The following is a 21926-nucleotide window of genomic DNA, read 5'->3' as shown; positions in this document are numbered from 1 at the left end:
CATCATCAGATTATCTTAATGATTTAGGAGATGTTTATGGTTGCGGCCAACGAGAATGAATTTGTTTTTTTACCTTTAGGAGGAGTAGGTGAAATAGGGATGAATCTCGCTGCTTATGGATTTGGTCCTGAAAATTTTCGTGAATGGTTGCTTGTTGATATGGGAGTTAGTTTTGCTGGACCTGAATTACCCGGAGCAGATCTTGTTTTGCCTGATATTCGTTTTCTAGAAAGTGAAAAACACAATATTCATGGTCTTGTTTTAACACATGCTCATGAAGATCATTATGGGGCCGTTCTTGATTTGTGGCCAAAGTTACAGATTCCAATTTACTGTACGCCTTTTACGGCAGGATTATTGGAAAGTAAAAGGCAAGCAGATTTTGAATCTCAAAAAATTTTACTCAATATTTTTCAAGCTGGTGATTGTTTTCAGGTAGGTTCCTTCGCTGTAGAGGCTATAGCTGTTAATCATTCAATACCAGAAGCTGTCTCTTTGGCAATTACAACGTCTTTAGGAACCGTAATCCATACGGGTGATTGGAAAATTGATCATACCCCTTCACTTGGGGCTGTAACGGATGAAAAAAGATTTCGTGCTTTAGGCAAAAAAGGTGTTTTAGCATTACTTTGTGATTCCACAAATGCGTGTCGGGATGGTATCTCTCCATCAGAACAGCAGGTTCAAACCAGTCTTTCTGAGATTATTTTGAAAGCTAAAGGGCGCGTTGCGATAGCAACTTTTGCTTCTAATATTGGTCGGATACGTTCTATTGCTCTTGCTGCTGAAGCTTCTGGGCGTAAGGTACTCGTCATTGGGCGTTCTCTTAAGCGAAGTATTATGGTTGCACAAGAGCTTGGTTATATGAATGGTTTAGCGCCATTTGTAACAGAAGATGATTATGGTTACATCCCGCGAAAAGATCTTGTTTTAATCGTCACAGGAAGCCAAGGTGAGCCGTGTGCTGCTTTGGCTAAACTTTCACGTGATGGAATGAGGAATATTGCACTCTCCGCTGGTGATACCGTTATTTATTCATCACGAAGTATTCCAGGAAACGAAAAATCTATTCTTGAGGTACAAAATCGTTTCATTGATTTGGGTATTGAAATTATTACGAATGAAGATGCCCTTGTTCATGTTTCAGGTCATCCCCGTCGTTCAGAACTTTTACAGATGTATGATTGGATAAAGCCACAGATACTTGTTCCTGTACATGGGGAAGCAATGCATCTTAAGACTCACGCAACTTTAGCCCGTCAAGCAGGTATTCAAACTGTTATGGATATCAGAAATGGCTATATGTTACGTCTCGCACCAAAGCCTGTAAAAGTTGTTGATCAAGTTCCTGTTGGACGTATCTATAAGGATGGTTGCCTAATTGGGGATGAAGATGAATTAGGGATTCGTGAACGCCGCAAACTCAGTTATGCTGGTCATGTTACTATTTCTCTCCATATAAATAATAAGTATGAATTATTGGGGGATATAGGTCTATCAACATTCGGATTACCTGAAAATAATGGAAAGGGGGAGAGTTTGAAAGATATTCTTTTAGATATTGTAGAAAATACAGTTTATAACATCCCACGGCTAAAACGGAACAATAATGAACTTATTCGAGAGGCAACACGACGTGCAGTAAGAGCAGCTGTTCATGACATTTGGCAAAAAAAACCTATCTGTACAGTTTTTTTACATCGGTCAAAATAAAGAATTTTCCTATTACGTTATTTAAAGAGAAAAGCATTTTTATTTTATTGCTAAATAAGAAAAATAGAGAATAGAGCACAATAAATTTTGAAACAATAAGATCGTTATATTTGCAAGTATTCAGAATGCGGCTATAGATGAATGGAGAGTGTGTTAAATTGTTTCAATATGGTAGATCTGATTAGGAGTTAATTATTTCAATGCGTCTTTCTCAATATTTCCTTCCCTTGTTAAAAGAGAACCCTAAAGAAGCAGAAATTGTTTCTCATCGTTTTATGTTGCGTGCTGGGATGATTCGACAGCAAACATCAGGAATTTATTCTTGGCTTCCTTTGGGAAAAAAAGTGCTTGATAAAGTTTGTAAAATTATTCGTGAGGAGCAAGAACGCGCTGGTGCAATAGAAATATTGATGCCTACAATCCAATCTGCTGATCTTTGGCGTGAAAGCGGTCGCTATGATGATTATGGTTTAGAAATGCTCCGCATTAAAGATCGTCAAAAACGTGATTTACTTTATGGTCCTACCAATGAAGAGATGGTAACAGATATTTTTCGCTCATATGTTCGTTCTTATAAAGATCTTCCGCTTAATTTGTATCATATTCAATGGAAATTTCGTGATGAAATTCGTCCACGTTTTGGTGTGATGCGGGCACGAGAATTTTTAATGAAAGATGCTTATTCTTTTGATCTTGATTATGAGGGTTCTAAAACGTCTTATAATCGTATGTTTGTTGCTTATTTACGCACTTTTTTTCGCCTTGGTTTAAAAGCAATTCCCATGCGTGCTGACACAGGTCCCATTGGGGGGGAGCTCAGTCATGAATTTATCATTTTGGCTGAAACGGGAGAGAGCGCTATCTTCTGTGATAGACAATTTCTTGAACTTACCGTTCCCCATAGTTCAATCGATTTTAGTGATAAAGCTGTTTTAGATGATATCGTTAAACAGTGGACATCTTTTTATGCAGCAACAGAAGAAATGCATGAGGAAGAAGAGTGGGCTAAAATTTCTGAGAATAATCGTCTTTCAGCGCGTGGTATTGAAGTTGGGCATATTTTTCACTTTGGCACTAAATACTCTGCTCCAATGGGAGCAAAAGTTATGGGACAAGATGGAAAGGAGCATGTGGTCTCTATGGGATCTTATGGTATTGGACCTTCGCGTCTTGTTGCGGCCGCTATTGAGGCTTCTCATGATGAAAATGGTATTATTTGGCCAAAGTCGATGGCACCGTTCGATTTTGGGATTATCAATATGAAACCCGATGATGAAAAATGTACACATACATGTGAGATTCTCTATCAAGGATTAAAGGATGCTGGTTTTGACCCATTATTAGATGATAGAAATGAACGTCCTGGATCAAAATTTGCAACAATGGATTTGATTGGTTTGCCAAAGCAAATCATTGTTGGTCCTAACAGCATTGCACAAAATGAAGTTGAAATTAAAGATCGCAAAACAGGTGTAAAAAAATCTCTAAAGGTTGAAGATGTACTCAGCCAACTTTCTATAATTTAATAGGAAATGTTATGAAAAGGCTGAAAAATAAAGTTTTTTCATCTTATGAGTGGATGATCGCTTTTCGTTATATGATTCCCAATAAAAAACATGCCGTTGCCTCTGTTATTTCAATTATTTCTCTTATTGGGATTATGTTGGGCGTATTTGCTCTGGTTGTTGTTATGGCGGTGATGAATGGCTTTCGTACAGAACTTCTCAATCGTATTCTTGGTATGAATGGACATCTTATTGTTCAAACAGTTGATTCTGGTTTTTCTGATTATAAAACTCTTATTTCTTCTTTAGAATCTACAAATGGCGTGAAGTTTGCTTTACCTGTTATTGAAGGTCAGGCGCTTGTTCAAGGTGACGTTCAAGGAAGCTCTGGCGCTTTAGTTCGCGGTATGCGCAAACAAGATTTAGAAAAGCTTAAAACAGTATCTCAAAATATTAAATTAGGATCGCTCTCTCAGTTTGATAAAGAAGAAGGAGTTGCAATTGGAAGTGGCTTAGCAGAAAAATTGGGACTTACAGTTGGAAGAGATCTTCGCATTATAACTCCAGATGGTGATGAGACTCCTTTTGGCGTTACTCCGCGCGTGAAAGCTTATAAAGTCGTTGCTATTTTTGAAGTTGGTATGTCTGAATATGATTCAATATTTATCTTTATGCCTCTTCATGAAGCACAAATGTTTTTTAATTTAGGAGATAAAGTTCAGTCTTTAGAGTTATTTCTAAATAATCCTGATGCCGTTGATCAAATAAAACCCGTTGTAGAAAAAGCAGTTGATCAACAGGTTTATTTAATTGATTGGCGTACACGCAATCAGGCTTTTTTTTCAGCTTTACAAATTGAACGAAATGTTATGTTTTTTATTCTTTCTTTGATCGTTCTTGTTGCTGCTTTAAATATTATTTCAGGTCTGATTATGCTTGTAAAAGATAAAAGTCATGATATTGCAATTTTACGCACGATGGGCGCTCAACAGAGTGCGATTTTGCGTATATTTATTATCACAGGAATGATGATTGGTTTTATTGGAACTATATTGGGCTTAATTTTAGGTGTTATTGCGACCGTGAATATTAATCATATTCAAGACTTTATTTCTTGGTTATTTAATGTCGACGTTTTTAATCCCCAACTTTATTTTTTGACAAAATTGCCTGCACAAATTGAGTGGAAACAGACCATCTTGGTTGCTATGATGGCTTTATTCTTGTCATTTCTTGCTGCTCTCATTCCAGCATGGCGTGCTGCTAAGCTAGATCCCGTACAAGCTTTGAGGTATGAATAATGACAGCTATTTTAGAGCTTGTAGAGATTGAAAGGCGATTTTTTGAGAGTGATAAGCCGCTCATTATTTTAAATAAAGCAAATTTTATCCTTAATAGGGGAGAGCTTGTGGCACTTGTTGCACCATCTGGTGCTGGAAAATCAACACTTCTGCATATTGCTGGATTATTAGAAAAACCAACAGCTGGTGATGTGTTGTTACGAGGTGTTTCTTGTGCAAAGCGTTCTGATAGTGAGCGAACAGCTATCAGACGAAATGATATTGGTTTTGTTTATCAATTTCATCATTTACTACCAGAGTTTACGGCTTTAGAAAATGTCATGATACCGCAAATGATAGCAGGATTAAAAAAGTCCATAGCAGAAGATCGTGCGCGTAAATTATTGACGTATCTGCGTGTTTCGCATCGTGCTAACCATCGTCCCTCAGAGTTATCGGGAGGAGAACAACAACGTGTTGCTATTGCACGTGCAGTAGCAAATGGCCCTTCTGTTCTTTTGGCCGATGAACCTACAGGCAATCTTGATCCAGTAACTTCAGCTTACGTCTTTCAAGCTTTATCTGTTCTGGTTCGTCAGTCTGGTCTTTCTGCTCTTATTGCAACACATAATTACGCTTTGGCTAAGCAAATGCATCGTCGAATTACACTTAAAGAACAAAAGATTATAGAACTTCCTTAAAAGCAAGGTACAAATTTTATACGACAAATTGAATAGTTTATATTACTTTATTCAAGGAGATTTTTTTATGACAGTTTTTGTCGATGACAAAAATCAATTGGATGCGCGTCGTCGCCGTTTGATTTTTCGTGCATGGCATCGTGGTATTCGTGAAATGGATCTCATTTTTGGACATTATGTCGATGCTCATATTACTGGAATGAATGATAGAACCCTCTCTGAGCTTGAGTATATTATGTCTTTTGATGATCGTGATTTACTCACATGGATTACTGGAGAAATTTCACCGCCATCTGAAATTGATAGTCCACTTTTTCGTGATATTGCTAATTATCGTACTTGCTTAAGTTATTGATCCCAATGCCTATATTTAAAAAAATTGTTATTCCCCAAAACAGTTCTGTTCGTATGATTTTTGATGGCGTTACTGATGGATTTGAAGCCTTTGCGCTTGCTAAGTTAAGTTCAGAAATTACACAAGGTAAACCGCTCCTCTATGTTGTTCATGACGGAACAAAAATTGCGCATTTACAACAAGTTTTAAATTTTATTGAACCCAATTTACCCGTACTTCAATTTCCTGCATGGGATTGTTTGCCTTATGATCGCGTATCACCAGGAATTGCTGTCATGGCTCGTCGACTATCAGCATTGGCACGCATAGCAAATTTACGTCAAAATCCACATCCTGCAATTATATTAACAACAGCAAATGCAATTATGCAAAAGTTGCCTCCTCGTGAAATGATAGAAGCTCAGCTTATTCACTTACATGTTGGCCAACGCAATAACATGGGGAATCTAATTCAATTCCTAGAAACCAATGGTTTTGAACGCGTTACGGTTGTCCGTGATGTTGGTGAGTTTGCTGTAAGAGGAGGAATACTTGATATCTTTTCTCCTATGGATGTTGAACCTTTACGTCTTGATTTTTTTGGAGATACCCTGGAAAGTATCCGCGTATTTGATCCAGAAAGTCAAAGGACAACACGTCAAAAAACTGAACTTTTATTACAGGCAATGAGTGAGGTTGTTCTTACACCAGAACGCATCAGCCGATTTAAAAGCAATTATACCCGTACATTTGGTGTATCACAAAAAAATAACATGCTTTATGAAGCAATTGCTCAAGGTCGGCGTTTTGCCGGTATGGAACATTGGCTTCCTTTTTTTTATGAAAACCTTGACACTTTTTTTGACCATTGTGGCAACCTACCGCTTGTTTTTGAGCATCTTATAGAAGAAGTTTTCATTGAGCGCTATCGCCTTATTGAAGACTATTATAATGCGCGTAAAGAGCGCGAAAATGATAAAGAAATTTCTACTTCTTATCATCCAATAGACCCTAGTCTTCTTTATTTAACGCCAGAGCGTGTTTTGGAATGTGTGCAACAATCTTCACAGCGTATTGATTTTTCACCTTTTAATATTCCACAAAGTTTGGAACAAACAGTTATTCACACCAATGTTAAACAGGGATATGATTTTGTAAAAGAGCGTAATGCGCAAGAAAAAAATGTTTTTTCAAGTGTTATTGATCATATCGCCTCTTTACGCACTGCTGGCAAAAAAGTACTTTTAGCGTGTTGGAGTGAAGGGTCTCTCAATCGTTTGATACAAGTTCTTGATGAGCATGGATTGAAAAAAATAGATGTTGTAAAATCCTTGCAAACTGTCAAAGCAACACCACGAGATCATATATTAGCAGCTGTTATCATGATAGAACATGGTTTTGAGGCTGAAGATTTAGCTATTATAGCAGAGCAGGATATCCTAGGTGATCGCTTCATCAGATCACCAAAGCGGCGTAAGAATAATACAAATTTTATTTCTGAAATTTCTGCTTTAAATTCTGGTGATATTGTTGTGCATATCGACCACGGTATTGGCCAATTTGTTGGTCTTAAAACCATCACAACCACTGGAATTTTACGAGATTGCCTTGAAATTAAATATGCTGGAGGTGATCTCCTCTTTTTACCTGTTGAAAATATTGAGCTTCTCTCACGTTATGGTTCAGAAGGAACAGAGGTAACTTTAGATAAATTAGGGGGTGTTGCTTGGCAAGCACGTAAAGCGCGGCTTAAAAAACATTTGTTGGAAATGGCAGGGCAATTAATCCGTATAGCTGCAGAGCGTATGACACGTGCTGCACCTGCTGTATTTCCACCAACTGGACTATTTGATGAGTTTGTTGCTTGCTTTCCCTATGAAGAAACGGAAGATCAAATGAATGCAATTGATGCTGTTTTGGACGATTTAGCATCAGGCAAACCGATGGATCGCTTGATATGCGGTGATGTTGGTTTTGGAAAAACCGAAGTAGCCATACGAAGTGCTTTTGTTGCAGCATTAAATGGATATCAAGTTGCTGTTGTTGTACCGACAACGTTGCTTTCACGTCAACATTACAAGACGTTTATTTCGCGTTTTCAAGGATTGCCAGTTAAAATTGGTCATGCTTCAAGGCTTGTAAAAACGAAAGAGCTTGCACAAGTTAAAAAAGGTATTTCAGATGGTACAATCGATATTGTCATTGGAACCCATGCATTATTAAGTGATGCAGTCAATTTTTCACGGTTAGGGCTTCTTATCATTGATGAAGAACAACATTTTGGTGTAAAACACAAAGAGCGTTTAAAAGAGCTTAAAAGTGATATACATGTTCTCACACTTTCAGCAACCCCTATACCACGCACTTTAGGGTTAGCATTATCAGGGGTACGTGAACTTTCATTAATAACAACACCCCCCATTGATAGAATGGCGGTTCGTACTTTTATTTCACCGTTTGATGCACTTGTTATACGAGAAACCCTGCTTCGAGAATATTATCGTGGTGGACAAAGTTTCTATGTATGTCCTCGTATTTCTGATTTAGCTTTTGTAGAAGAATATTTCAAAACACATGTGCCAGAACTCAAATTCGTTGTGGCCCATGGACAAATGCCGGCTGGGCAACTTGATGATATTATGAATGCATTTTATGATGGGCAATATGATGTTTTGCTATCGACAACCATTATTGAATCCGGTCTTGATATTCCAACAGCCAATACATTAATTGTACATCGTGCAGAAATGTTCGGTCTTTCTGCACTCTATCAGTTACGAGGAAGGGTAGGGCGCTCAAAACAACGTGCTTATGCACTCTTTACATTTCCTTCTGGTAAAGTTTTAACGCCTGCAGCTGATCGTCGTCTTAAAGTGTTACAATCTCTTGATACACTGGGCGCTGGATTTCAATTAGCAAGCCACGATATGGATATTCGTGGTTCAGGCAACTTTTTAGGAGAAGAACAATCAGGACATATCAAAGAAGTTGGTTTTGAACTTTATCAAAAAATGCTTGAGGAAGCTGTTACTGAATTAAAAGATGGAGAGCAAAGTGAGGATAAACAATGGTCTCCTCAAATTTCACTTGGTACAACAGTGATGATACCAGAAAGTTTTGTTCCTGACTTATCATTACGTATGGGGCTTTACCGACGCTTGACAGAACTTAAGAATTTAGAACAAATTGATGAATTCGCAGCAGAGTTAATCGATCGCTTTGGTCCTTTACCCCTTGAAGTTCAACACATCCTTAAAGTCTTTCATATCAAAACATTGTGTCGAAAAGCGCATGTAGAGAAATTAGATACAGGACCAAAGGGGATTGTTATACAGTTTCGTAATAACTATTTCACAAATAGCGTTGCTCTTGTTCAGTGGATAGGAAAACAAGGTTCAATGGCAAAAATTCGTCCAGATCAAAGTATCGCTCTTATTCGAGATTGGGCTAGCGTTGATGAAAGACTTATTGGAGCGACAACAATTATGATGCAGCTTGTAGAAATGGCAGAACAACATTCTGTTTAAAAAATATCTTTATTATTTCAGAACTATTACTTATTTTCATAAACTTATTCTATGAAAATACACATGTATCGATTTTTTTATAAGAATAAAATTTAAATTTATAATAAAATAACTCCTTACTTATTTATTTTGAATTCTTTATTATAACACGTATTGATATAATATAACAGCAGCCTTTTGCAAGTCGAGCCTTTTGAAAAAACTTAATCAAGGCGATTATGAAGCCGTACCCGTTGAATTACAGAAATGGAATAAGGTAGGTGGAAAGCTTCTTGCTGGTTTAGCCAACCGTCGAGCAGCAGAAGCAGGATTATGGGCGAAAGGGTCTTATGTTTCTTCAAACTATCAAAGGGTAGAAACGAAAGAGGCAAGTGATCTTTTCAAGATAGAAGCACTCGCGCCGATTATAGGGTCTTGTTCGGGGTTTGGAGGCTTGTTGGTTGGCAATGGACCCATCCAATGGGCTTTAGCAGGGATTATGGTTTTAGCTGCTTGTACAGGTCTGGTGATTGTTGCCAAACGTTTTCGGGAGCAGCGCTTGTGATTTTTTGGTTCAAAAGAAATCTGTCTCTTTTGTCAGCGGCTTTAGCCGTTTTTTTATGGCTTTAGCCAAGGCGTTTTACCTTGGCAGGAAAAGCGAACGGCAAAAGCAAACAGAGCATGCTTTAAAGACAGCAACAACTCGTCTTGAGGTAGAAAATGAAGTTAATCGAAAAAGTGATGCTGGTGTGCGCTCTGAACTTTCTCGTTGGGTGCGCGGCAAATAGGTCTGTTTCTTGTGGTGGTTGGTTGCCCATTTATTTGGATAATCAGGATGTTGAGGTCATCAGTTCCAACCTTGCAAGAGATATTTTGAAGCATAACAAGCAGGGAGCCCATTTATGTGGTTGGAAAGATGGTCAAGAAACGAAGCACCAAAGATAAAGATCTTACAGAAACAGAACAACAGCTTCTTCATGAGATGATAGAGACGTATCAAGGCTTAAAGATGATGTCACGCTTTATGAAGTGGATTGCCTTCATCCTCTTTATGTTTGTTATTGATTTTGCCCGTCATGGACGCACTCGATAATATCTTATCACACCTCAAAAATGGATAACCAAGAGTTAAGGAAGATCATGTTTGATGTACCTGAGAGAATTAGATTTTTAAAAACTCATCATAATAGGGATGCAAGCTTAGAACAAGATTGACTCTTAACATCAGAAACGACAATGGCAAAAAATTTTTAATGATCTTTTCCTAACCGGTTATCATTATCGTAGAAAAAATAAAGGAAAAAATCCTGATATTAGTTTTCAAAAAGATATTATTGATTTTCTTGATGATGATACGATTACACAGCGTATTGCATTAATTGATTATTATTTATCTGATTGCTTACTCAAAGAAGATTTTGATCATTGTTCCATCATGAGATGTTGGAGTTCCAGTCCTTTTGATGATTTTTATTTCACGATAAAAGTTAACGGTTCCAGTTTGCCACTTCATTTAGCAAGCAAGAAATACCGTAAGATTTTTTATTCTAAAATTATTTTGTAATAAAAAAAACAGTAAAAAAATACTCGAAGAGTGTACAAAATCTCTCCTTTTAAAATATGACGAAACAAGAATTTACACAAACGCTGTTTGCGTGGATGGATAGTAAGCACTATCTGCGTAAGAAAATTATACCGATTTTAAATAGTATTGACCATGAAACCTATGTTGAACCATTTTTAGGACTGGTGTTATTTTCTTGAATAAACGACCAGCAAAATATTCCATAATTAATGATTTGAATGGAGAGATCACGAAGCTATTTCAATGCGTTCAAAACCATTTTGATGATTTAGCCAAACGATTGGAGTGGTTTGTTTGTTCAAGACAGTTGTTTTTTGACCTTGCGGCAATTGACCCCAAAAGCCTTACCAAGGTAGAAAGAGCCGCCCGTTTTTTATTTCTCCAGCGCTGTGTGATGTATGGAAAAAAGAGTATGTCTCTTTTAGCTTTGGAAGAAAAAAGCCTATAGCATTTAATCCCGAAAAGCTTTTAGCGAGGATGAAACGTGTTAGACAGAAGCTTCTTGATACGACGATTTTAAATTTGTCGTGGGAGCGGATTATCGAGCTATTTGATGCACCCGACAGTTTATTTTACCTAGACCTGCCTTATCTTGTGAAGAAGAAGTGCTATAGCTCTGGGAATTTTGTTGAAAATGATTTTGTGAATATGGCAAAAGTTCTTAAAAGCATCCAAGGCAAATTTGTTTTAAGTCTGAATGATTGTGATGCGGTTCGAGAGATTTTTAAGGATTTTGACTTTTTAGAATTAGAGATCCTTTGGACAGCAGGTTTTGCTAAAAAACACCCCGAAAAGAACTTCTGATTCGCAATAATTGAGAACATATTGCAAAACCCTATTCCCTCACTTTTATTTACGCGTCCCTCACTGTAAAAAATACTTGGAAAACCAACGAGTTATTATTGATATAAAATTGAATGGTGCCCCCAGAGAGACTCGAACTCCCGACCCCCTGATTACAAATCAGGTGCTCTACCAACTGAGCTATAAGGGCGTAACTATGTAGCAGTTAGCACAAACTCACAAAAAGGAAAACAGAAAATTATCAATTTTTGTGTATATTAAAAGAAAATTATATAACAAATAAAAAATAATCAGCTTATTTCTTTTTTAACACTTTTTACAGCAACGTTGGAATTATCCTTATGTTAATATTTTATAGAACCTATAATGAAAATTCACTATTTCGCTATTGAACTTACGAATCTGAAGACATGGACTGATGAGCAAGGTATTTTTCTAGCCAGTGGATATTATAATTACCATCAGCAACATCTTGATTATTAATGAGATCACGAAAGAGAGGTAGTGTCGTTTTTATTCCATCAACAACAAATTCATCTAAAGCACGCCGTAAACGCATCATACATTCTAAACGGGTACGTCCATGAACAATCAGCTTTCCAATCATGCTATCATAATAAGGAGGGATGCGATAACCTGAATAAGCACCTGAATCTACGCGAATTCCTAAACCTCCAGGTGTATGAAAATGGGTAATGGTCCCAGGTGATGGCGTAAAGTGAATAGGATCTTCTGCATTAATACGGCATTCAATGGCATGACCAGAAAAACAGACATCATCTTGTGTCACAGAAAGCTTGTTGCCTGATGCAATATGAATTTGTTCATGAACTAAATCTATACCTGTAATTGCTTCAGTTACAGGATGTTCTACTTGTAAACGTGTGTTCATTTCAATAAAATAAAATTCACCATTTTCATAAAGAAATTCAATAGTACCTGCTCCACGGTATCCAAGTTGAGCACAAGCATTTGCAACAATATTGCCAATTTTTTTTCGTTCAGTTTCATTAAGAGCAGGTGACGTGGCTTCTTCCCATACTTTTTGATGCCGTCGTTGAAGCGAACAATCGCGTTCTCCTAAATGAATAGCATTTCCCGCACCATCACCTATGACTTGAACTTCGATATGACGAGGTTTTTCTAAATATTTCTCTATATAAACAGCGTCATCACCAAAAGCTGCCTTCGCTTCTGAACGCGTTGTTTTGAGAGCTATAGAAAATTCTCGTTCAGAATGAACGACTTTCATACCACGCCCACCACCACCGGCAGAAGCTTTGATAATAACTGGATAACCAATTTCACGAGCAGTGCGTAAAGCATCTGATTCTTCAGTAACAGCACCATCTGAACCTGGAACAACAGGAATACCAAGTTTTTGGGCGGTTTTTTTTGCTTCGATTTTATCGCCCATGATTCGAATATGAGCAGCCGTCGGACCGATGAATGTAATATCATGGGCTTCTAGAACATCTGCAAATTTTGCATTTTCAGAAAGAAAGCCATATCCTGGATGAACAGCATCCGCTCCTGTAATTTCACAAGCAGCAATAATTTGCTGAATACTCAAATAAGAATCACGAGCAGGAGGAGGGCCAATACAAACACTTTCGTCAGCAAGACGAACATGCATTGCATCTGCATCAGCTGTAGAATGAACAGCAACGGTTTTTATGCCAAGTTCTTTACATGCACGTAAAACGCGAAGAGCAATTTCTCCCCGATTAGCAATGAGGATTTTTCGAATCATAGTTGCCCCTCGCTTTATTCAACAATAATAAGTGGTTCACCAAACTCAACAGGTTGGCCATCTTTGACAAGAACAGTGGTTACCGTGCCTGAACGTGGTGAGGAAATTTGATTCATTGTTTTCATGGCTTCAATGATAAGTAATGTCTCCCCTTCAGAAACATTTTGTCCTACTTCTACAAAAGGTTGCGCGCCTGGTGAAGGTGCAAGATAAGCTGTCCCAACCATTGGAGAAGTTATCGTGTTTTTTGATTTATCTTCTTGGCTAGGTTGTATAGGAGATTCAGTTATTGGAACTGGAGAAGATGTGACAGAAAAAGTAGGAGTAGAAACAGGAGCATAGATCGCTTGCTCGGAAGAAGTTGAGGTATTTTGGCGTGAGACACAAATACGAAGCTCCCCTTGTTCAACTTCAATGTTCGTTAAATTTGTATCATTCAAAATTTCAGCAAGATCACGAATAATGTTCGTATCAATTGCGGTATATTTTGCCAAATCCATTTTTTTTGTTGCCATTTTATTTCTAACTCCTTGATCAATGAAGATCGTCATTATTTCGTTTTATGACAGAATATCTCTAGATTAGGGATGATATCTTTTGAAGCTTTAAAGATATTTATTTCCTTTAAATTCATTATGTTTTGCAATTTTAAACTCGTATCTGCTTTACGCAAAATTGCATTTATAAGCTTGTTGTCAAAAAAGAGAAAGCATAAAATTACCTCATTTACAGTATTCTTCCTAAAACTAATCAGGTATAGAATAGGTATTTACTGTGTATTATCTATCGCTTGTTTTAGAATATCTTGTCTGGCTGCGCCGATGAATATTTTATCACCAATGATATAAGAAGGTGTTCCCGTAATATGAAGTGTAGAGGCAATGTGAATATTTTCTTTAAAAGCGTTTTGCAGATTAGGGTCTTTTATTGCATTACGGAGTTTTTTTTCATCTGCTCCTAATGAAACAGCTATTTTTATAGCTTTAGCTTCATTTGCGCGCCCTTGATGCATTAAAAGCTTTTTATGAAACTGAGGATATTTTTCTGGAAATTGTTTTCGAAATGCGTAGGCAACGGTATGAGCCGCCATAGAATCAGATCCCAAAATCGGTAAATCCTTGGTAATAACCCGTAGATCTGGATATTCTTTTATCAAGCTTTCTATATCTGAATAGGCACTTTTACAAAATCTGCAATTGTAATCAAAAAAATCAACAAGTATTTTTTTACCATTTGGATTCCCCAAAACAGCGTCATGAGGAGAGTGAAAAATTTCCTTTTCTAATAAATGAATAATTGAGCTTTGACTTTCGTCTTCATTTCGTTTTTCCAGCTTATCTTGAAGGATAAGCTGCATTTCAATCAAAATTTCTGGATGAGTAAGAAGATACTCTCTAACAATTTGTTGAATATGCTGAGAATCAGTATGCGGTGTCATTTTTTCTTTAAGCTTAGATAAAAAGCTAGAATCTTCTAAAAGTTGTACTTTAAGTTTTTCTAAGCTTAAATGATTGGTTACTGTCTGCTGTGATGTTGCGTTTGATAAAGAAGGTAAAAAGGTTAAAATACTCAACATAACTGGGACTAAAATTTTTGAAACAAGTGTTATTTTCGAGTTTTCAGGTTGATGAGTCATCTGTATACCTTTACATTTTCTATTGTGTCATTGAGTGAACTATATGAAAAGCGTTCTCTATGTGCAATAAAGCATTTAGCTATAGTATGTATTCTCAAATGATAAAAAACATTAATTTTTCTCTAAAAAGCTTTCATATGATGTACATTTGCAAAGATTATATTGCCTACAGGATAAAAAATCCTCTCTTTGATTTGTAAAATATTGTTTTGCTGTATAAGGGTATCAAAAAACTTTTTATGCGTATTTGTTTTGGAAAAAAGCACGTTGAGAATACAATGAAGAGCACTTGTATCGTTTTTTACTGTTGCTTTATTGAAGATTGTGAAACAAAATTAAATAATGAAAAGTAAAATTATGAAAACCACAATGCATTATGAGCTGTTTATCATTGGGGGAGGGATAAACGGGTGTGGATTGGCAAGAGATGCAGCTGGACGCGGTTTTAAAGTAGGATTAGCTGAAATGAAAGATCTTGCATCAGGGACGTCAAGTGCATCAACAAAACTTATTCATGGTGGTCTTCGTTATCTTGAACATTATGAGTTCAAACTTGTTCGTGAGGCACTCAAAGAACGCGAGATCATTTTACGCATAGCTCCACATATTGTACGTCCTTTACGTTTTCTTCTTCCTTATCATAAAGAATTGCGCCCTGCTTGGATATTGCGTTTTGGACTTTTTATTTATGATTATTTAGGGAACTGGAATCAGAAATTGTGGCGCAGTAAAACGATTAATTTTTCAAAAAAGTTTTGCTCTACACTGAAAAAAGAATATCAGAGAGGTTTTGAATATTCTGATGCAAGAGTAGATGATGCACGTTTAGTCATTGCCAATGCTCGTGATGCAGAAAAGTGGGGAGCTGATATAAAAGTACGGACAAAAGTTCTATCTTTAAAAAGAGAAGACAAAAAATGGCGTATCTTTCTTCAAGACAAGTTAAGCGGTAAAGAATATAATGTCACTGCTTCTTATGTCGCGAATATGACAGGACCTTGGATTGATCATGTTTTGGCAAGCGTATTAGACTGTAAAGAACATACACCAATACGGCTTGTTAGAGGTTCTCATATTTTGGTTCCTAAGCTTTATACTCATGATCGTGCTTATATTTTTCAAAATGGTGATGGGCGTATTATATTTGCTATTCCATATCAAGAAGAGTTTACCTTGCTTGGAACAACAGATTGTAACTATCAGGGAGATCCAGCTGATGTTCATATTACGGATACAGAAATTAACTATCTCTGCACAGCAGCCAGTGAATATTTCATACAACCAGTATTACCTGAAACGATTGTCTGGTCTTACTCTGGAGTTCGTCCACTCTATGATGATGGAGCTTCAAAAGCACAAGAAATTACGCGCGATTATGTTTTAAGAGAAATGGGAACAGGAAGTGCACCAAAGATTCTTAATCTTTATGGTGGAAAGATCACAACTTATCGTAAGTTGGCTGAAGATGCAATGAAATTTGTTGAAAAAGCACTTGGTAAAAAGGGAGCGTCATGGACAGCTAATGCAACACTTCCAGGGGGTAATTTTCACTATAATAAATTAGATATAATTGAAAATAAAATTGCTCTTTTGACGCCAGATTTAGATGCCTTTACACACCGCAGACTTGCACGCTCCTACGGTACAGAAGCATTAGTGATATTTGCAAATGGTAAGGCGGATAGAGGAAAAAATTTTGGACATGGGCTTTATGAAGTAGAAGTAAAATGGTTAATGGAAAAAGAATGGGCTAAAGCATGTGAAGATGTGTTATGGCGTCGTTCAAAACTTGGTCTCCTATTTAATGAACAAGAAGTTGATACCCTTTCTTCCTATATGCAAAATAAACAAGAGATTGAACAACGTTTATGATCATTTCATTTTACAGATTTTATCTGCAATATTGTAAAATATTTTTCTTCAAGAGATATTGATATAAGGTGCATTCACACATGTTAAAAAATAATGCTCGTCTATGCCCTCATTTTAGTTGTTTGTTTGCAACAACCATACAATGGAAAAATTAGTTTGAATATTTAGAGTGAAATTTGTCTATCTTATACAGTAAAATCCCCAAATAACTCATTGAGAAAAAGTGATTTATAATCAGATTCGTATGAATAAGAAGTTTTGTTCTTTTCTTAAGGAGGAGATAAAAATACTTTTTATAGTGTTTTGTGTACAATAAATTGGGAAATTCTAAAGGAAATTAAGCCTATCATAAAATTTTATAATATACCTGAACACTAATCTATAAGAAATGCAAAATTGTGTTTTATCATGATTGATTGTAGTAAGCCTTGATATCAATTAAAAATAATAAGCTGTTATTATACTCATGATAGTATAAGAGAATAAAACTTTCTGCAAACTAAAAGTAAGAATTTTTTTATGTATAAAGAGAGAGCTATAGGGACATGAGAGTAATACCCTCATGATATTTTACAACCTTCCATCACCTGTAAAATTTGCAGTAGCACCAATGTTGGACTGGACAGACCGACATTGCAGATTCTTTTATCGTCTTTTAACGGAAAAAACACTCCTTTATACGGAAATGATGGTAGCAGATGCTGTCATTTATGGTGTTCGCGAACAATTGTTGGCTTTTAGCGACAAAGAACGTCCAGTTGCATTACAATTAGGGGGGGCAGATCCGAAAAAGTTAGCAGAAGCTGCGCGAATTGCTGAGGATTTTGGCTACAACGAAATAAATCTCAATGTTGGTTGCCCATCAAATCGTGTTCAAGCAGGAGTATTTGGAGCTTGTTTGATGTTACATCCAGACATTGTAGCAAATGCTGTGGAAGCGATGAAACGAGTGGTTACGATACCTGTAACTGTTAAATGTCGGATTGGAGTGGATGAACAAGATGAAGAATTAGCATTAGATCTTTTGGCTAATCAGGTTTGGAATGCTGGATGTGATGCACTCTGGATCCATGCTCGCAAGGCATGGCTACAAGGATTGAGTCCGAAAGAAAATCGTAATATTCCGCCCCTTAATTATGAAAGGGTTTATAAATTAAAACGTAAATATCCTCATAAATTCATTGGAATAAATGGTGGAATTAAATCTATTGATGAGATCAAACAGCACTTGATTTTCTGTGATGCTGTGATGGTTGGTCGCCAAGTTTATCATGATCCAACTTTGTTAAAATATATTGATTTTGAACTCTATGGTGAGTCGCAGAATAATTTGAGTGAGAGTGATCTTATTGAGATTATGTGTGATTATGCGGCTCGACATATTGCATCGGGGGGGCGGCTTGCTCATGTGACGCGTCACATGATTGGTTTATTTCATGGGCGGGGTGGGGCGCGTCGATGGCGGCAAATATTATCAAATGATGCGACAAAACCAAATGCAGATATATATATTTTGAAAGAAGCTTTTCATGCTCTCATTTAATAACAGCCTGACAATTAACCTATGTTAAAGTTAAGATCTTTTGCTCTTTGATTGCTTTGCGATGATTTTGATGACTTTAATTTTAATGAGTTTTTAAAAGCTTATAACTTCTGTTATAGAAAGAATATTAGGATTTATATATTAAATAACATGCGGATTGCTCCTATTTATTAGAAGAATAGGTTAAGGGTATCGTGTAAAGATAGTATAAGATATTGAATCTTGCATGTTCGTTATCTGGTTAGAAAATAAAATATAAAAATCATTGTTTTTAGAATACTTAACGTTTTTAAAGCCCTGTTAAAAAAAGCAATAAATTATTCATATCCTATCTATATGACGTGATTTTCATTAAACATTGTAGATTTTAAAAGGTATCCTCATGACCGCTAGCCCATTTGATGATTTTCGTGCTTTGCTTACAAATTTACCTGTTGCTGATGAATTTTCTATAATTTTGGCAAAAAAAAGGCAAAAAAACTTAACAAAAGCGCAAGGAACATTAGGGAAACTGGAAGATATTGCTGTTTGGTATGCGGGGTGGAGGGGTACAGAAAAACCTATCGTAACGCGACCTTTGGTCGCTATTTTTTCTGGAAACCATGGTATCGTAGAAGAGAATGTTACACCATTTCCACAGTCTATGACACAAAGGATGGTACAAAATTTTGCATCTGGTGGTGCTGCTATCAACCAAATTTGTATCGCTTATGATCTTGGATTAAAAATTTTTGATTTAGCATTGGAATATCCAACAATGAATATTACCAAGGATGCCGCAATGGACGAGAGAAGTGCAGCAGCCACAATGGCATTTGGAATGGAATCCATTGCTGGTGGAACAGATCTTTTATGTATTGGTGAAATGGGGATTGGAAACACAACCATAGCTTCAGCTTTATGTTTAGCATTGTTTGGTGGAGACGTTGAAGAGTGGACAGAAAATGGTATGGGGGCGGAGGGTGATTTTTATCAGCGTAAAATAGCAGCAGTTAAGGCAGCAGTTTCCTTGCATAAGGAGCATTTAAATGATCCTTTTGAGATAATGCGTCGCTTAGGAGGACGTGAAATTGCTGCTATGGTTGGTGCTATTTTAGCGGCAAGAATGGAAAAGATACCCGTTATTTTAGATGGTTTTGTGGCAACAGCAGCGGCAGCGATCCTTTATAAAATGCATCCAAAAGCTCTTGATCATACTCTTGTTGGACATGTTTCTTCTGAAAAAGTCCATCGTAAACTTTTACAAAAAATTGGCAAAGAACCACTTCTAGATTTTGGAATGCGTCTTGGTGAAGGAACAGGAGCAGCTATAGCAGCTGGAATTGTCAAAGCTGCTGTTTTAACTCATGCACAAATGGCGGTTTTGGAACAAGAAAGTTTGAACACTTAAAAGATGATGAGACGGATATAAAAAACGCTTAAGAGTTGTGCTCATTTACCTTTTCATGTAATTTAATATAATTCAGCGGAAGCTCCGTTGTATATTTAATCTGTTCCATTGCGAAAGAAGATGAGACATCACGGATATCAATTTTAGAAATTAATTTTTTATAAAAAAGATCATAAGCTTCAATATTGGGAACAACAACACGCAATAAATAGTCAATATCTCCACTCATTCGGTAAAATTCAATAACTTCACGGAACTCCTGCACAATTTGTGAAAAACGCTTAAACCATTCATGACTATGTGTATTTGTACGAATAGAAACAAAAACAGTGACGTGCGCATTTACTTTTTCTGGGGAAAGAACAGCAACACGCCGCTGAATAACACCATCTTCTTCAAGTTTTTGAATCCTACGCCAGCAAGGCGTGGTTGAAAGTCCAACTTTTTTAGCAATATCAGCAACAGAAAGCGTTGCATTTTCTTGTAAAAGATGTAAAATTTTTCGGTCAAGACGGTCCATATTTTTCTCATATTTTAATTATAAAAACTTACGTACTAAAAGGCGCAGATATACAATAAGCTCATCGTTAAACCATGGATTTTTCTGTAACCAAGAAGTATTTCGCCATGATGGATGAGGCAAAGGCATAACATTATAGCCTCGAGGTTGGGGGATGGAAAGGACATTTCTCCAATCACGAACAGTTGCTGAAACGGTTTTATGTTTTAATTCTGTAATATGCCACTTTTGCGCATAACGACCAATGGCAAGAACAAGCTTTATTTGAGGCATCGCTCGAAATATCTTTTCATGCCATATTTCTCGACATTCAGGTCTTGGTGGTAAATCAGCTTTATTTTTATCATAACCTGGAAAACAAAATCCCATAGGAACAATAGCAAAGAGAGATTTATTATAAAACTCTTCTTTTGTAACACCCAGCCAATTACGCAATCTTTCGCCGGAACGATCATTAAAAGGGATAGAAGTTTCATGAACACGCAATCCTGGTGCTTGTCCTGCAATTACAATCAAAGCCGTATTAGATAAGTAAACGACGGGATTGGGCTCATGAGGCAGAGGAGGAAAATAACGTGGTTGTTGGATACAAACACGACAGGAATAGATTTTTTTTTCAAGTTTGATAATTGGGCTACATTGTTTCATTGGTACATAAAATTAAAAGATATTTTCTTATTCTGTGCGAGGATTTTCTTTGCGCCATTCTTTCGGTCGTTGAAAACTTGATGCCCAGATTCCCTTCTTTTTCCTTCTCGCTTCTTGCTCTTCTTTGGGGTATTCATAATAACTTACAGCCCAACCATTCTGTACAAGCATTGCATTGATATTGCTAACTTGTTTTGTTTTACATGTTGCAAGGATGCGGCGATATTTATCTGTTTTATGCCAGTAACATGTAACAGTTTGATTTTTGAGTAGTTGTTCTAAATATTTTTTTGCCTCAAGCCCACAAGGGTATTGTGCCTCCTTTTTTCCGCAAAACTGGTGGAGTTCGGGAGCATCAATTCCAGCCAGTCGAACTTTAATTGAAGAAATCATGATGGAATCACCATCAATGATTAATGCATTTCCTTCAACAGAGTTTTGAAAAGAAAATTTTCCTTTTTGAGGCAACGGTTGAGCCTGCTTAAAATAAGTTAACTTAATAATAAGAATGCTAGCAGCAATAAAAATACTGAAACCGGTAACTTTTAGAGTAAAGCTTCTTAGATTAAAATGAGAAAAAAAATTTTTCATGAAATAAAGAAACTGCTTACATTATTATAACGCATTCTATCGAGTATTGCTTATAATTCTTTCAAGAAACTTTGATTTATATGACAAAATACCATCTCATTTTAACGAAAAAATTTTTGTTCAATATGACAACAATCAAATATTCATGCAAGATATATGTAAGCACCTTAAACAATAAATCAACTCATCCAAATCCATACAGAACATAAAAATTTAAGGCCATACAAATTTTAAAGTAAACTTTATTAAGAGACAAAAAATCCCTCAGACAATAACTCTGAAGGCAATGCTCCCACATTTTTCTTAGAATATAAAACCTATCAATTCAATAATACGCTATTTATTTAATTTTTGTTTCTTTAAATTCAACGTGCTTTTTTACAACTGGATCATATTTACGCTTGCTCATTTTATCTGTCATTGTACGGCTGTTTTTCTTTGTTACATAGAAAAAACCAGTATCTGCAGTTGATAAAAGCTTGATCTTAATGGTTGCTGCTTTAGCCATAATGTAAATACCCTGTTATACTGAAAAAATATTATTG

17 protein-coding genes, 1 tRNA gene and 4 pseudogenes are annotated in these 21926 nt (G+C 36.4%); 13 read left to right on the top strand and 9 right to left on the bottom strand.

Going from position 1 to position 21926, the window contains the following annotated elements:
- The first annotated feature begins 36 nt into the window (after positions 1 to 36).
- The 10 genes and pseudogenes from ACFINC_RS04560 (at position 37) to ACFINC_RS04515 (ending at position 11442) form a co-directional block, all read left to right on the top strand.
- The gene (locus ACFINC_RS04560; protein WP_375616287.1) at positions 37 to 1713 is read left to right on the top strand and encodes a ribonuclease J; all 1677 of its coding nucleotides are present in this window, start codon (positions 37 to 39) and stop codon (positions 1711 to 1713) included.
- A 200-nt stretch (positions 1714 to 1913) separates the two neighbouring features.
- Complete coding sequence (proS, locus tag ACFINC_RS04555; RefSeq protein WP_375616286.1) at positions 1914 to 3239, top strand: proline--tRNA ligase; 1326 nt, start codon at positions 1914 to 1916, stop codon at positions 3237 to 3239.
- Between the two features lie 11 nt (positions 3240 to 3250).
- Positions 3251 to 4519 carry a lipoprotein-releasing ABC transporter permease subunit gene (locus ACFINC_RS04550; protein ID WP_375616285.1) on the top strand — a complete coding sequence of 423 codons (1269 nt, stop codon included), beginning with the start codon at positions 3251 to 3253 and terminating at the stop codon, positions 4517 to 4519.
- Positions 4519 to 5199: an ABC transporter ATP-binding protein gene (locus tag ACFINC_RS04545; protein ID WP_375616284.1), complete on the top strand. Its 681-nt coding sequence runs from the start codon at positions 4519 to 4521 to the stop codon at positions 5197 to 5199. Before ACFINC_RS04550 ends, ACFINC_RS04545 begins: the two co-directional genes overlap by 1 nt.
- A 67-nt stretch (positions 5200 to 5266) precedes the next feature.
- Positions 5267 to 5554, top strand: coding sequence for a succinate dehydrogenase assembly factor 2 (locus tag ACFINC_RS04540; protein WP_375608278.1), 288 nt, complete (start codon positions 5267 to 5269; stop codon positions 5552 to 5554).
- Between the two features lie 5 nt (positions 5555 to 5559).
- Entirely contained in the window at positions 5560 to 9060 is a 3501-nt protein-coding gene (gene mfd, locus ACFINC_RS04535) for a transcription-repair coupling factor (RefSeq protein WP_375616283.1), read from the top strand.
- Positions 9061 to 9217: 157 nt separating this feature from the next.
- Positions 9218 to 9604, top strand: a pseudogene (locus ACFINC_RS04530) (lysozyme); the annotation flags it as partial.
- Positions 9601 to 9827 (top strand): annotated as a pseudogene (locus ACFINC_RS04525) (hypothetical protein). The pseudogenes ACFINC_RS04530 and ACFINC_RS04525, both read left to right, overlap by 4 nt.
- A gap of 116 nt (positions 9828 to 9943) precedes the next feature.
- Positions 9944 to 10171, top strand: a pseudogene (locus ACFINC_RS04520) (hypothetical protein).
- Between the two features lie 488 nt (positions 10172 to 10659).
- Positions 10660 to 11442 (top strand): annotated as a pseudogene (locus ACFINC_RS04515) (DNA adenine methylase).
- 100 nt (positions 11443 to 11542) lie between these two features.
- Here the strand turns inward: ACFINC_RS04515 and ACFINC_RS04510 are convergent.
- The 5 genes from ACFINC_RS04510 to ACFINC_RS04490 form a co-directional block, all read right to left on the bottom strand.
- Positions 11543 to 11618: transfer RNA gene (locus tag ACFINC_RS04510), tRNA-Thr, on the bottom strand.
- Between the two features lie 204 nt (positions 11619 to 11822).
- Positions 11823 to 13181: an acetyl-CoA carboxylase biotin carboxylase subunit gene (gene accC, locus ACFINC_RS04505; RefSeq protein WP_375616282.1), complete on the bottom strand. Its 1359-nt coding sequence runs from the start codon at positions 13179 to 13181 to the stop codon at positions 11823 to 11825.
- 14 nt (positions 13182 to 13195) lie between these two features.
- On the bottom strand, positions 13196 to 13696 hold the full coding sequence (gene accB, locus ACFINC_RS04500) for an acetyl-CoA carboxylase biotin carboxyl carrier protein (RefSeq protein ID WP_375616281.1): 501 nt from the start codon (positions 13694 to 13696) through the stop codon (positions 13196 to 13198).
- Between the two features lie 254 nt (positions 13697 to 13950).
- Positions 13951 to 14817 (bottom strand): DsbA family protein, encoded by an 867-nt coding sequence (locus tag ACFINC_RS04495; protein ID WP_375616280.1) that lies wholly within the window; start codon positions 14815 to 14817, stop codon positions 13951 to 13953.
- A gap of 122 nt (positions 14818 to 14939) precedes the next feature.
- Entirely contained in the window at positions 14940 to 15140 is a 201-nt protein-coding gene (locus tag ACFINC_RS04490; protein WP_375616301.1) for an OstA-like protein, read from the bottom strand.
- Positions 15141 to 15159: 19 nt separating this feature from the next.
- On the opposite strand from ACFINC_RS04490, the gene glpD reads away from it, so the two are divergent.
- The 3 genes from glpD to cobT all read left to right on the top strand — a co-directional run bounded on the left by glpD (position 15160) and on the right by cobT (position 19622).
- Positions 15160 to 16689 carry a glycerol-3-phosphate dehydrogenase gene (glpD, locus tag ACFINC_RS04485; protein WP_375616279.1) on the top strand — a complete coding sequence of 510 codons (1530 nt, stop codon included), beginning with the start codon at positions 15160 to 15162 and terminating at the stop codon, positions 16687 to 16689.
- A 562-nt stretch (positions 16690 to 17251) separates the two neighbouring features.
- Positions 17252 to 18232, top strand: coding sequence for a tRNA dihydrouridine(20/20a) synthase DusA (gene dusA, locus ACFINC_RS04480; RefSeq protein ID WP_375616278.1), 981 nt, complete (start codon positions 17252 to 17254; stop codon positions 18230 to 18232).
- Positions 18233 to 18614: 382 nt separating this feature from the next.
- Positions 18615 to 19622: a nicotinate-nucleotide--dimethylbenzimidazole phosphoribosyltransferase gene (cobT, locus tag ACFINC_RS04475; protein ID WP_375616277.1), complete on the top strand. Its 1008-nt coding sequence runs from the start codon at positions 18615 to 18617 to the stop codon at positions 19620 to 19622.
- A 28-nt stretch (positions 19623 to 19650) separates the two neighbouring features.
- Here cobT and ACFINC_RS04470 read toward each other — a convergent pair whose 3' ends face one another.
- From ACFINC_RS04470 to rpmG, 4 genes are all read right to left on the bottom strand, one after another.
- Positions 19651 to 20142: an Lrp/AsnC family transcriptional regulator gene (locus ACFINC_RS04470; RefSeq protein WP_375606910.1), complete on the bottom strand. Its 492-nt coding sequence runs from the start codon at positions 20140 to 20142 to the stop codon at positions 19651 to 19653.
- Positions 20143 to 20160: 18 nt separating this feature from the next.
- Positions 20161 to 20790 (bottom strand): uracil-DNA glycosylase family protein, encoded by a 630-nt coding sequence (locus tag ACFINC_RS04465; protein ID WP_375616276.1) that lies wholly within the window; start codon positions 20788 to 20790, stop codon positions 20161 to 20163.
- Between the two features lie 27 nt (positions 20791 to 20817).
- Entirely contained in the window at positions 20818 to 21381 is a 564-nt protein-coding gene (locus ACFINC_RS04460; protein WP_375616275.1) for a thermonuclease family protein, read from the bottom strand.
- Between the two features lie 340 nt (positions 21382 to 21721).
- Positions 21722 to 21889 (bottom strand): 50S ribosomal protein L33, encoded by a 168-nt coding sequence (gene rpmG, locus ACFINC_RS04455; protein ID WP_004864083.1) that lies wholly within the window; start codon positions 21887 to 21889, stop codon positions 21722 to 21724.
- Positions 21890 to 21926: the final 37 nt, after the last annotated feature.

The sequence above is a fragment of the Bartonella sp. AP58NXGY genome (assembly GCF_042195785.1).
Lineage (GTDB): Bacteria > Pseudomonadota > Alphaproteobacteria > Rhizobiales > Rhizobiaceae > Bartonella.
Note: the sequence above shows the minus strand (reverse complement) of the source record. Positions and strands in the feature narration are given on the sequence as shown.